The organism is Mesorhizobium sp. GW821-FHT04C10, from assembly GCF_059420305.1.
The window spans coordinates 2430515-2444481 of sequence record NZ_JBWKTL010000001.1; the positions used below are offsets into that span (position 1 = coordinate 2430515).

Genomic DNA, 13967 nt, shown 5'->3' on the forward strand with positions numbered 1-13967 from the left:
CGCAATGCCTGTCGTTGCACCCAACCAGATCCTCGGCACTGCAAGCGATCGGATACACCCCACGTCACGGGCCACACGGACCAGCTTGCTCGCGCTTGCCGGCGCGGCTGGGTTATCGCTGTCTGCCCCCACCTATGCGTGGGCGACCTGCTCGCAGGCCGGCAATCCGCCGACCTGGACCTGCACTACGACCGGTGGTGCCCAGACGACGCGGATCGGCAACGGTCCCAGCACCGCCTCAGGTGCCGTGGTAACGGTCAACCCAGGCGCCCAGATCACCGTCGGAAATCAAAACGCGATCAGCCTGGGCGACAATTCAACGATCACCATAGGCAACAACGCCAGCGTCACCAACAATGGCACGTCCTCCACCAGCACGACCGGTTTGTGGGGCACCGGTCCCAACACGATCGAGTTCGGGTCGAACGGCACGCTCACCATTGGCACCGGCGCGGTCGTCACCGCGAACGGCACCCAGAACAATGGCGAGCCGATCAACGTCATGGGGACCGGCAACATCATCACCAACCGCGGCACGATCACCTCGCGCAGCGGCGCCGCGATCTGGTTCGAGGACAAGACGACCGGCGGCACCAATACGATCGACAATTACGGCATCATCCGCACCCAGCTTGGCGCCAACTCCAACGTTATCGGCAACAGCAGCAACGGCAACGTCAACTTCATCAACCGCACCGGCGCGAGGGTGGAGGGCAGCCTGTCCTTCGCCGGCGGCAACGACAATCTGACGCTGGAAGCCGGCTCCGTCATCACCGGCAGCTTCAACGGCGGCGGCGGCACCAACACGTTGACCCTGAGCGGCGAGGCGGGTTCCTCGGACAGCCTGTCCGGCGACATCCGCAATTTCCAGACCTTGACCAAGACCGGCGACGGCACCTGGACGCTGACCGGCGCCGTGGGCGCCAATGGCGGCAATGCGCCGCTGCAGATGTTCGTCAACCAGGGCACGCTGGCGCTTACCGGCAACAATGCCAATTTCAGCGGCAGCGTTACCGTCAACGCCGCCGGCACGCTGGAGGCGCGCGCCCAGAGCCTGCCGCCCGCCGTTACGGATAACGGGCTGGTGCGCTTCGTGCAGGATACGGCCGGCACCTATTCCGGCGTCATTTCCGGCACGGGCTCCGTGGAGAAAACGCTTGGCGGCACCCTGACGCTTTCGGGCACCAACACCTATTCGGGTGGGACCGCCATCAATTCGGGAACGGTCCTGATCTCCTCCAACGCCAATCTCGGCGCCGCCTCGGGCGGACTGTCGATCAATGGCGGCGCGCTGGGCGTTACCGCCGACGTCACCACCGCGCGCACCACGGTCCTCGGTCCGCTGGGCGGCACGCTCAGCGCCGCGGCCGGCACGACGCTGACCGACAACGGCAGGATCACCGGGACCGGCGCGCTCACCAAGTCGGGCGACGGCACCGTCATTCTCACCGGCACCGCCAATAGCTATACCGGCACGACGATCACGGGGGGCGTGCTGCAGGTCTTCAGCAACGCCAACCTGGGGGCCGCGGTCGGGCCGCTCGTCCTCGATGGTGGCACCTTGCGCACCACCGCCGATATGACGACATCCCGCCCAACCACGCTTGGCGCTGGCGGTGGCACGCTGGAAACCGTCGCCGGAACCACGCTCACCGACAACAGCATCATTTCGGGCAGCGGACAACTCACCAAGACCGGCGATGGCGCCCTGATCCTGACCGGCACCAGCAGCTATACGGGCGGGACGCTGGTGACGGGCGGCGTTATCGAAATCGCAAATGACGCTTCACTGGGCGCTTCATCCGGGACGTTCACGCTTGACGGGGGCACGCTGCGCATCACCCAGAACGTCACCGCGACGCGCGACACGGTCCTCGGGCCTTCGGGTGGCACCGTGCAGGTGCTCGACGGGGTCGAGGTAAACTACGATGGTTCCATCACCGGCAGCGGCAGCTACACGAAGACGGGGGCCGGCGATATCTTCCTGGACGGGACCAGCAGCTTCACCGGCGGCCTCAACGTCAATGAGGGCAGCGTCTTCGTCAACGGCGATCTGAGCGCCGCCACCGGTACCACCATCGTGCAGAGCGGTGCGCGGTTGAGCGGTGACGGCACGCTGGGCGGCGATGTGATCATCAACAATGGCGGCAGGCTGACGGCCGGAGCCGTCTCGGGCGCGCCGGGTACTCTCGACGTCGGGAACCTTACGCTCAACAGCAATTCGGATCTCTTCCTCAACATGGTCGACACGACCGTCGGCGGGGCGCTCAACGACCTGATCAACGTCAATGGCAATCTCGTTCTGGACGGTACGATCAAGGTGCTGGAGCAGCAGCAGACTCTCGGCCCCGGCGTCTACCGTGTCATCAACTACACCGGAACGCTCACGGACAACGGCCTCGATATCGGCGGGTACGCGACCATAGACGGCACGACAACGCGGCCCCTCACGGGCTTCAGCGTCCAGACGGCGGTCGCTGGGCAGGTGAATCTCATCAACACCAGCGGCCTTTCGCTGGACTATTGGGACGGCACGGACGGACCCAAGAATAATGGCGCTGTCGACGGCGGCGACGGTATCTGGCGCCATGCCGGTCCGGCCGCGACCGCCAACTGGACGGATCCCAACGGCACCGTCAACGCTCCCTGGTCCGACGGCGGCTTCGCCATCTTCTCCGCCACGCCCGGCACCGTGACCGTCAGCAGCGACAGCGGCGCGGTCATCGCCTCCGGCATGCAATTCGCGTCCAGCGGCTATGTCGTCCAGGGTGATCCGATCATCCTGGCGGGCCCCTCGAATGCCTCGGTCATCCGCGTCGGCGACGGCACGACCAATGCGGTGAACATCACGGCGACGATCTCCGCGACCCTCACCGGCAATTCGAGCCTGGACAAGACCGATGCCGGCACGCTGATCCTGACCGGCGCCAACAGCTATACCGGCGGCACTCAGATCGACGGCGGCATGGTGCAGGTTTCGAGCGACGCCAGCCTCGGCGCGGCGGGAACAGCCATTACGCTGAACGGCGGCGCGCTCGGCGCCTCCGCGTCCTTCACGTCGGGGCGGGTGGTTACCGTTACCGGCAGCGGCGGTCGGATCGATACCGCGACGGGCGCTCAGCTTACGCTGACAACAGGCGTCGCCGGCGCCGGCGCGCTCACCAAGAGCGGCGACGGGACGCTGCTGCTCACCGCGAACGCCAGCTATGCCGGCGGCACCACCATCGCCGCCGGCACGCTTCAGCTCGGCAATGGCGGCACGGCCGGCGGCGTGGTCGGCCCGATCGTCGACAACGGCACCTTGCGCGTCGACCGTTCCAATCAGCTCAGCCTGGATGCGATCTCCGGCACCGGCGCGCTCGTTCAGGCGGGCACGGGCACGACGATCCTGACGGCGGACAACAGCTATACCGGCGGCACGACGATCAGCGCCGGCACACTGCAGATCGGCAATGGCGGCACGGCGGGCAGCGTCGTCGGGCCGATCGTCGATGACAGCGCGCTGGCGTTCAACCGCTCGGACGAGTGGACACTCGCCGGCGTCATCTCCGGTAGTGGCTCGGTTACCCAGACCGGGTCGGGCACCACGATCCTGACCGGAACCAACAACTATTCCGGTTCGACGACCGTTTCCGGCGGACGCCTCTATATCGACGGCGACCAGAGCGCGGCGACCGGGCCGACCGTGGCGATGAATGGCACACGCCTGGGCGGCAACGGCATCATCGGCGGCGACGTCACGATGGAGGATGGCGCTACCCTCTCTCCCGGCCCCGACTCCCTGGTTGCCGGCACGCTGACCATCAACGGCGACCTGACGCTCAGTTCCAATTCGAAGCTGCTCTACAACATAACCAGCACGGTGGTGGGCGGCGCCGGCAACGACCTCACCGTCGTCAACGGCAATTTGACGCTCGGCGGCACGATCGACGTTGTCGACCAGGGCCAGAACCTTGGACCCGGCGTTTACCGGATATTCAACTACGGCGGCGCGCTGACAAACAACGGCCTGACGATCGGTGGATATACAACCGACGGCTCCAGCATAAGCCGTCCGCTCACCGACTTCATCGTCCAGACGGTGATCCCGGGCCAGGTGAACCTCATCAACGTCTCCGGAGGCGATCTCAATTATTGGGACGGCGAGGCGGTCGACAACAAGAACGACAATGTCATCGAGGGCGGTGATGGCACCTGGCGTCATTCGGGCCCAGCCGCGACCTCCAACTGGACAGATCCGGCCGGCGCGGTGAACGCGCCCTGGGCCGACAGCCAATTCGCCATCTTCCTCGGCGCTCCCGGGACGGTGACGGTCTCACTCGATTCCGGTCCGGTGATTTCCTCCGGCATGCAGTTCGGCGTCGACGGCTATGTGGTCCAGGGCGCTGCGATCCAGCTCATCAGTTCGCCCGACGCGCCCGGCGAGGCGACCATCCGCGTTGGAGACGGCACCGCGGCGGGCGCCGGCATGACCGCCACCATCTCCGCGCCGCTGACAGGCGATGTCCTGCTGAACAAGACGGACGCCGGCACGCTGATCCTGAGCGGCGACAACACCTATACCGGCGGCACGCGGATCGAGGGCGGTGTCATCCAGATCGCGACCGACACCGCGCTCGGCTCGCCGGACAGCCTGCTGACGCTCGACGGCGGCACGCTGCGCATGACCGCCAGCCTCACCAAGACGCGCCCCATCACAGTGGGGTCGAACGGCGGCACGCTCGACACCGTCACCGGCACCACGACCACCATCATGAGCGCCATCGACGGCAGCGGCTCGCTCGCCAAGGCCGGCGACGGCACGCTCGTCCTGGCAAACGACAACGTCTACATGGGCGGCACGACGATCGAGGCGGGCACGCTGCAGCTCGGCAATGGCGGCACGACAGGCAGCGTGACGGGCGATATCGTCGACAATGGCAGCCTCGTCGTCAAGCGCTCGGACCAGCTTACCATTGACGGCACCATCTCCGGCACCGGCTCCTTCGAACAGGCAGGCACCGGCACCACCATCCTGACCGCCAACGAAACCTACAGCGGCGGCACGACGATCAGCGCCGGCACGCTGCAGATCGGCAATGGAGGCACGACGGGCCATGTGGACGGCAACATCGTCGACAACGCCACTCTTGTCATCGATCGGTCCGACACCAAGCTGACGCCCGGCACCATCTCGGGCACCGGGCAGTTGATCCAGAGAGGCACGGGGACGGTCGTGCTGCAGGCCGACAACACCTATACCGGCGGCACGATGATCGAAAACGGCACGCTGCAGCTCGGCGATGGCGGCACGGCGGGCGGCATCGTCGGCGATGTCACCGACAATGGCGTCCTGGCGTTCAACCGTTCGGACGAAGTGACCTTCGCGGGAGTGGTCAGCGGTTCCGGTTCGCTCGAACAGCTCGGTCCCGGCAAGACGATCCTGACCGGCACCAACACCTATACCGGCGGCACCACCGTTGCCGACGGTACCCTGCAGATTGGCAACGGCGGCACGTCCGGGCAGATATTCGGCGACATCCTCAACAACGGCACCGTGATCCTAAACCGCTCCGACGACATCCTCTACAGCGGTTCGATCTCCGGCACGGGCGCCACCATAAAGGACGGCGCCGGCACGCTGATTGTCACCGGCACCGGCACCTATACCGGAGGAACCACAATCAACGAGGGCCGCCTCCAACTCGGCGACGGCGGTACCAGCGGCAGCATTGTCGGCGACGTGGTCAACAACGCACAACTCGCGGTGGACCGTTCGGACAGCCTGCTGCTCAGCGGCGTCATCTCCGGACCCGGTTCATTCGAGCAGGCGGGCACCGGCACCACCATCTTCGAAGGAGACAACACTTATACCGGCGAGACCCTGATCAGCCAGGGCACCTTGCAACTCGGCAATGGCGGCACGACAGGCAGCGTGGCCGGCGATATCGTCGACAATGGCACTCTGGTCATCAACCGCTCCGACACCGAGACCCTGGCAAGCGTCGTCTCCGGTACCGGCCAGCTGGTCCAGGCTGGCCTGGGCACTCTGATCATCGACAAAGCCAACAGCTATTCGGGCGGCACCGCGATCGAATCCGGTACCCTCCAGATTTCCAGCGACGACAACCTCGGCAATGCGTCCGGCGGCCTTCGCGTCGACGGCGGCACGCTCGCCACGACGGCCGACATGACGACCGCGCGCACCACGGTGCTTGGCCAGCAGGGAGGCACGTTCGACACGCTCTCGGGCACGACGCTCACCCATGATGGCGTGATCGACGGCGCCGGCGGTCTCACCAAGACCGGCGAGGGCACGCTTGCCCTGTCGGGGACGAATGCCTATTCGGGGCCAACCGACGTGCAGGCCGGCACATTGCTGGTGAACGGCGACCAGAGCGCCGCGACCGGTCCCACCACGGTGGCCGACGGCGCGGCGCTTGGCGGCACCGGTACCATAGGCGGCAGCGTGACGGTCGCCGACGGCGGCGTGCTGACACCCGGCAGCGCCAGCGGCGCGCCCGGCACGCTCACCATCGCGGGCGATCTCAATCTCTCCTCGGGCTCGGTCCTGCAGTATGAGTTCGGCCAGGCGAACGTGCCCGGCGGCCCCCTCAATGACCTCACCGAGGTTGGCGGCAATCTCGTGCTCGACGGCACCATCAACGTGACCGTGCCCAGCGGCGGCTCCTTCGATCCGGGCGTCTATCGGGTATTCAACTATGCGGGGACGCTGACGGATAATGGCCTCACAGTCGGCACCATCCCGTCACCCACCTATTTCGTGCAGACCTCCGTGGCGGGCCAGGTCAACCTCGTCAACACCACCGGCCTGACGCTCAACTATTGGGATGGCGCGGCCGGACCCAAGAATGACGGCGTCGTCAACGGAGGCGACGGCCTCTGGCAGAACAGCAACGGCAACGACAACTGGACGACGGACAGCGGCTCGCCGAACGCGCCCTTCGCCGATGCGGCCTTCGCCATCTTCACCGGTGCTCCCGGCACCGTGACTGTCGATGCCTCGCTCGGGGCGGTCGATGTCCAGGGCATGCAGTTCGCGGTCGATGGCTATGTCGTGCAAGGTGACGCCATCAATCTGGTCGGCTCGCCCGGCTCGCTTATCCGCGTCGGCGACGGCACCCCGGACGGCGCGGCCATGACGGCGACGGTCGCCTCGGTGCTGACCGGGAACACGACCCTCACCAAGTCCGATCTCGGCACGCTGGTCCTGACGGCCGCCAATACATATACCGGCGGCACGGCGATCAACGGTGGCGTGCTGCAGGTCGCGTCGAATGCCAATCTCGGCGCGGCAGCCGGCGGATTAAATTTCAACGGCGGCACCTTGCGCACCACCAGCAGCTTCACGACGGCGCGCGAGGTCACGCTGCAGACCAATGGCGGGACATTCGAGACCGCGCCGGCAACGTCTCTCACGCTCAGCGGCGCCATCGCCGGCGCCGGAGCACTGGCCAAGACTGGCAGCGGAACGCTTGTCCTGACGGGAGAGGCCAGCCACACCGGCGGCACCACGATCGACGCAGGCACGCTCCAGGTCGGCGCCGGCGGCACCAGCGGCAGCCTTGCGGGCGACATCGTCGACAACAGCCTGCTTGTCGCCAACCGCTCCGACACGCTGACGCTGGCCGGGGTCATCTCGGGCAGCGGGTCCTTCACACAGGCAGGCTCCGGCACGACGATCCTGACAGGGGCCAACAGTTATGCCGGGACGACGAGCGTGTCGGCCGGCGCCCTGCTTGTCGATGGCGACCAGAGCGCGGCGACCGGCCCGGTCAACGTCGCCGCGAATGCGACGCTCGGAGGCACCGGCACAATCGGCGGCAGCGTTGCGGTCGCCAATGGCGGCACGCTTGCACCCGGTGGCGCGGGCACGGCGCCCGGCACGCTCACGATCGCGCAGGACTTGGCGCTTTCCGGCGGCTCGCAGCTCGCCTACAATTTCGGGCAGGCCAATGTGGTTGGCGGCCCGCTGAACGACCTCACCGTGGTCGATGGCGATCTCGTGCTCGACGGCACGATAAACGTAACGGTTCCAAGCGGCGGCAGCATCGATCCGGGCGTCTACCGTGTCATCAGCTATGCCGGCGGGCTCACCAACAACGGCCTCCAGATCGGCGCCATGCCATCCCCCGGCTTTGTCGTGCAGACTTCGATCGCGAACCAGGTCAATCTGGTCAACACTTCGGGCCTGACGCTCGACTTCTGGGATGGCGCGGCCGGACCCAAGAACGATGGCGTCATCAACGGCGGTGACGGCGTCTGGCAGAATGCGGCCGGCAACGACAACTGGACGACGGCGAACGGCACGCCGAACGCGCCGTTCGCCGACGCGGCCTTCGCCATCTTCCAGGGCACCGCGGGCACGGTGACGGTCGACAACTCGCTCGGCGCCGTCAATGCCTCGGGCATGCAGTTCGCGGTGGATGGCTACGTGGTCCAGGGCGATCCCATCAACCTCGTCGGGCCGATCTCCGTCATCCGCGTCGGCGACGGAACGGCGGCCGGCACGGGCATGACCACGACAATCGATTCGGTGCTGGCCGGCGGCGCGACGCTTGCCAAATCCGATCTCGGCACGCTGGTCCTGACCGGCGCCAATACATATACCGGCGGAACGGCGATCAATGGCGGTGTGCTGCAGGTCGCTTCGGACGCCAATCTCGGCGCGGCGAGCGGCGGATTGAGCTTCGACGGCGGCACTTTGCGCACCACCGACAGCTTCACCACGGCGCGTGGGGTCACGCTCGAAACGAATGGCGGGACGTTCGAGACGCTGGGCGACCTGGCGGTCGGCGGGGTCGTTGGCGGCGCCGGCGGTCTCACCAAGACCGGAACCGGTTCGCTGACCCTTTCGGGCGCCAACAGCTACGCCGGGCCGACGACCGTCTCGGCCGGGGCGCTCTATGTCGAGGGGAACCAGAGCGCGGCGACGGGCCCGACAACCGTTGCGAGCGGCGCGACGCTTGGCGGCGCGGGCACGCTTGGCGGCAGCGTGACCGTGGCTGATAACGGCCGACTTTCCCCGGGTAACGCCAGCAACGTGCCCGGTGTGCTGACGATCGGGCAGGACCTGACGCTTTCGGCGGGATCGCGGCTTGCCTACGGCTTCGGCCAGGCCAATGTGGTTGGCGGCCCCTACAACGATCTGACGGTCGTGGATGGCGATCTGGTGCTGGACGGCACGATCGACGTCACGCTGTCCCCCGGCGGCAGTCTCGACCCGGGTGTCTACCGCGTGATCAGCTACGCCGGTGCGCTCACCAACAATGGCCTTCTGATCGGCGCCATCCCCTCCGCCGGTTTCGGCGTGCAGACGTCGGTCGCGAACCAGGTCAATCTTATCAACACCTCGGGTCTCACCCTCAATTATTGGGATGGGGCCGCGGGTCCGAAGAATGACGGCGCCGTCAATGGCGGCGACGGCGTCTGGCAGAGTTCGGCCGGCAACGACAGCTGGACGAGCGCGAACGGTGTGCCCAACGCGCCTTTCACCGACGCAGCCTTCGCCGTGTTCATGGCGGCGCCGGGCACGGTCACGGTCGACGACAGCTTGGGCGACATCACTGTCTCGGGCGTGCAGTTCGCCAGCGACGGCTATGTGGTCGAGGGCGATCCGGTCACGCTGGCAGGTCAGGCGGGACGCACGACCGTCCGTGTGGGCGATGGAACCGCCGACGGCGCCGGCTACACAGCTATCGTCAATTCCGTCCTCACCGGCGACTCGACGCTGGTCAAGACCGATCTCGGCACGCTGGTGCTGAATGGCGCCAACACCTATACCGGCGGCACGGCCATCAACGGTGGCGCGATACAGGTCTCGAGCGACGCCAATCTCGGCGCGAGCGGCGGTGCGCTTACCCTCGACGGCGGCACGCTCAGGACCACCGAAAGCTTCGATACCGACCGCGCCGCCACGCTCGGGCCGGCGGGTGGCACGTTCGAGACCGGGGCCGATACCACCTTGACAATCAACACAGGCATTTCCGGCGGCGGCTCCCTCACCAAGACCGGCACCGGCACCCTGGTGCTGAACAGCGCGGCCAATACTTATGGCGGTTCCACGCTGGTATCGTCGGGCACGCTGCAGGCAGGCGCCTCGAACGCGTTCAGCCCCAATTCGCAGGTCTCCGTTGCCTCCGGTGGGACGCTCGACCTTGCCGGCTTCGACCAGATACTTCCCGGGCTGACCAATGCGGGGCTGATCCGCACCGGTGGCGCGCCCGGCACCCCCCTGACGGTTGCCGGCAACTATGTCGGAGCGAACGGGGTGCTCTCTCTCAACACGCAGCTTGGCGGCGATTCCTCGCCCACCGACAGGCTGGTCATCGACGCCGGACAGGCAAGCGGCAGCACATCGATCCGCATCACCAATGTCGGCGGCGGTGGCACCGTCACCGCGGGTGACGGCATCCGCGTCGTCGATGCCGTGAATGGCGCGACGACGATGGCCGCCGCCTTCTCGCTGGGCGCGCCCGCCGTTGCGGGTCCCTATGAATATTCGCTTTATCGCGGCGGGCTTGCCGGCGGCTCCGACGACGACTGGTTCCTCAGGTCCATTCTGGACTGCAATCTTCAGCCGACTTTCCCGGAATGCCTCAACGCTCCCGGGTCGACGCCCGACTACCGACCGGAGACCTCCCTCGACACGGCCATTCCTTCGCTGGCCCTCGACTACGGCAATACGCTGCTCGATTCCTTGGACGAGCGCATGGGCGGACGGCGTTCGTTCGGCGGAAGCGATCCCTCCGTCCAGGCCAACGCCCCAGACCGCCTTGCGTGGGGGCGCCTGATCGGCACCACCGGCTCCAGGGACGGCGGCGCGCTCGGCATCTACGGCAGCGGCGGGCCAAGCTACGACTACGACATCTTCGCGCTGCAGACGGGCATGGACCTCTATCGCGCCGAGAATGCCGGCGGCAGCTTCGACAGCGCGGGCCTTTATTTCGCCTATGGCCACATCAGCGCCGATGTCGACCATTTCGACGGTTCGGATGCCGGCACCGACAGGCTGAACGGAGTGACGCTCGGCGGTTACTGGACCCATTACGGAGCGACCGGCTGGTATCTCGACGGCGTCGCCCAGGGCACCTGGTACGACATAACGGCCTCGGGGCGGCTGCCCGACACGAAGACGAACGGTCTCGGTTTCGCCGCCTCGCTGGAAGGGGGCTATCCCTTCCATCTCGACAACGGCTTCGTGCTCGAGCCGCAGGCGCAATTGACCTACCAGACGATCAAGCTGGACGACACGAGCGATCCCGGCGCCCAGATCCGCTTCAGCGATGCGCAGAGCCTCGTCGGCCGCTTGAGCGTGCGCCTGTCGCGGGACTGGGAGCTCACGCCGGCCGGCACGCCCGCGGGCGACCGGCGCCAGGCCACAGCCTGGATCAGGGCAGGCGTCCTCAATGAATTCCTCGGGCAGCCGAAGACGGAGTTCTCCTCCGCGGACGGCTATGTGCCGTTCGAAGCGGACAACAAGGGTGCCTCCTTCAAGATCGATCTCGGCCTCGACGCAGAGGTGGCAAAGAACGTTTCACTTTATGGAAATCTCGAATTCCAGCGGAAGTTCGATGGCAGCGACCATGCCTTCGGCGGCGAATTCGGCCTGAAGGCGAAGTTTTGAAGGCACGGCGAAGTCATGGCTTCCTGAAGTCATGCCGTCGATCTCGAGTGTGAACTCCGGCTACGGTCACCTCGGCTGGGTCGCCGCCCAGTTGGTAGCAGAAACCATTGCCGATCCGTTCGCCACCGATGTGGCTATTCAGCCTGACTTGGATCGGGCGGGATCCGTCGTTTCGAAATGCGCGGGCAGATTGGCGGTAGCGGAGGAGCGTACAAGCGCGCAACTCATCGCCTCCTGCAAGCGCTTAAAGACCCTGAAATGCGCACAGGGTTCGATTTCGTCCAACACAGGCTGATCATGCGAGGGACGGCAGGTCGATTAGTGTCAGACGGTTTCCAGGTTCAAAGGCGCTAACTTACTTGTCTTCCTCATTCGCGCGGTAGCCCTAACTCTGGCGACGCTGCCTGATGATCGCGTCGGGCACGTCGCCAGGACGCTATCATGATGATCGAGGGCGTTGCCATGCTCGCCAATATCGGGCAGCGATTGAGGGAGCGTTTGCGGGAGGGGGCGGAAGCCTACGCTAAGGATTTCGGCCAGCGATATTTCGAGCGGCGAGACATGGGCTAGCGATAGCAGTTCCCCGTCGCGTTTCTGCTTGGCAACGACCTCGCGAAAATCGCGGCTTCGGGCCGACTGGGCCGCGTAAGCGGATAACTTCTTGGTAGCCGTCCAGCGGATGTCGCGCTCGATGCCGAGGCCGAATGGGCGTTTCCCAGGACACGCCGGACACCAGCCACTTTTTTATGCCGAGGTTGGGGCGGCACCAGCCGGCCCAAAAACGAGACATCTGAATTGGATTGTGTTTGCGCTGGCCCTCAAACCAGAACGGAATCCGTGCCAAGGCCGCTAGGCGGGGCGATGCTGCGCGTGCCATCTGGGAAACTGGTAGCGGTGGGGTTTTGAACCCCCGGGACAAATGCCTTTAGTATCAATAGCTTAAGGCAAATCAGGATTGTCGACACAGGTGTCTCCAACCCTTCTGGCTAAAAATATTTATTGATATCAGATGGTTACATGGCAGTTATGGTAGCGGGAGAGGGACTTGAACCCCCGACCCCAGGATTATGATTCCCGTGCTCTAACCAACTGAGCTACCCCGCCAGGGCGGCGAAAGGCCCGAAATCCACCTTAAATCGAAAGGCATTTCGAGGCGTTCGCCAAGGTCGCGCGGATATAAGGTTGGGAGGGCGAGCCTGTCAAGCTTCGAAGCATTCCATATCGCCGCATATTCTCATTGCCGAAAAAAGCTTTGCCGCGTGGACATTTGGTTGCAACCGCCGGGGTTGAGTTCGAAGGGGCACGTCGCTATGTCTCGGCCACGAGTTTTTAGAGTTTGAAACAGATGAAGCCGCGCATTGCAGTCCTCGGTTGCGGATACTGGGGCTCAAACCATATCCGCACCCTCAAGGCGCTTGGCGCGCTGTATGCGGTTTCCGACGCCAACCGGGCGCGAGCCGAAGGCTTTGCCAGCGAACAGGATTGCCTGGCGATCGAGCCGGACCAGCTGTTCGGCCGCGACGACATCGACGCCATCGTCATGGCCTTGCCGCCGCAGTTCCATGCCGACCTTTCCGTGCGCGCCGCCGAGAGCGGCAAGGACCTGCTGGTGGAAAAGCCGATCGCGCTGACGGTGCCGGATGCCGAGCGTGCGGTGCAGGCGGCCAAGGACAATGGCCGCGTCTTCATGGTCGGCCATGTCCTGCGTTTCCATCCCGCCTTCGAGACGCTGAAGGGGCTGATCGACAATGGCGAGCTCGGCGAGGTCCGCTACATACATTCGCACCGGCTCGGCCTTGGCAAGTTCCACACCGAGAACGATGCGCTGTGGGATCTGGCGCCGCATGATTTGTCGATGATCCTGGCCATCACCGGCACCGAGCCGATCGAGGTGCGCGGCGAGGGCGCCGCACTCCTCGACAATCTCAGCGACTTCGCGCATCTGCACATGCGCTTTCCCAACGGCCTGCGCAGCCATCTTTTCACCTCGCGGCTCAATCCCTACCGCGAGCGGCGGCTGACAGTGGTCGGCACCAAGGCAATGGCGGTGTTCGACGATGTCGAGCCGTGGGAGCGCAAGCTTGCCGTCTACCGCCACGCGGTCTGGCAGGACAGCGGCCAATGGGCGTTCACCACCAACGAGCCATCCTATGTCGCGGTCGCGCAAGGCATGCCGTTGACGCGCGAGCTGGAGCATTTCATCCACTGCATCGAGACGCGCGCCGAACCGCGCACCAGCGGCGAGGAAGCGATCAGGGTGCTGCGCATCCTGACGGCGGGCACGGTCACCCACACCAAATCTTGAAGGAAGGCCGCGCCGTACTCTTGGCGCGACAGGGCA

General features: G+C 65.6%; 4 protein-coding genes and 1 tRNA gene. 4 read left to right on the forward strand and 1 reads right to left on the reverse strand.

Annotation, left to right across the window (positions count from 1 at the left end):
- The first annotated feature begins 4 nt into the window (after positions 1-4).
- The 3 genes from AC07UC_RS11695 to AC07UC_RS11705 all read left to right on the forward strand — a co-directional run bounded on the left by AC07UC_RS11695 (position 5) and on the right by AC07UC_RS11705 (position 12196).
- On the forward strand, positions 5-11626 hold the full coding sequence (locus AC07UC_RS11695) for an autotransporter-associated beta strand repeat-containing protein (RefSeq protein ID WP_494905794.1): 11622 nt from the start codon (positions 5-7) through the stop codon (positions 11624-11626).
- A 31-nt stretch (positions 11627-11657) separates the two neighbouring features.
- On the forward strand, positions 11658-11921 hold the full coding sequence (locus AC07UC_RS11700) for a hypothetical protein (RefSeq protein ID WP_494905796.1): 264 nt from the start codon (positions 11658-11660) through the stop codon (positions 11919-11921).
- Positions 11922-12067: 146 nt separating this feature from the next.
- Positions 12068-12196, forward strand: a complete 129-nt coding sequence (locus AC07UC_RS11705; RefSeq protein WP_494905798.1) for a hypothetical protein — start codon at positions 12068-12070, stop codon at positions 12194-12196.
- 457 nt (positions 12197-12653) lie between these two features.
- On the opposite strand, the gene AC07UC_RS11710 is transcribed toward AC07UC_RS11705, so the two are convergent.
- Positions 12654-12730, reverse strand: a tRNA-Met gene (locus tag AC07UC_RS11710).
- 241 nt (positions 12731-12971) lie between these two features.
- On the opposite strand from AC07UC_RS11710, the gene AC07UC_RS11715 reads away from it, so the two are divergent.
- Entirely contained in the window at positions 12972-13931 is a 960-nt protein-coding gene (locus AC07UC_RS11715; RefSeq protein ID WP_140771599.1) for a Gfo/Idh/MocA family protein, read from the forward strand.
- The last annotated feature ends 36 nt before the right edge of the window (positions 13932-13967 follow it).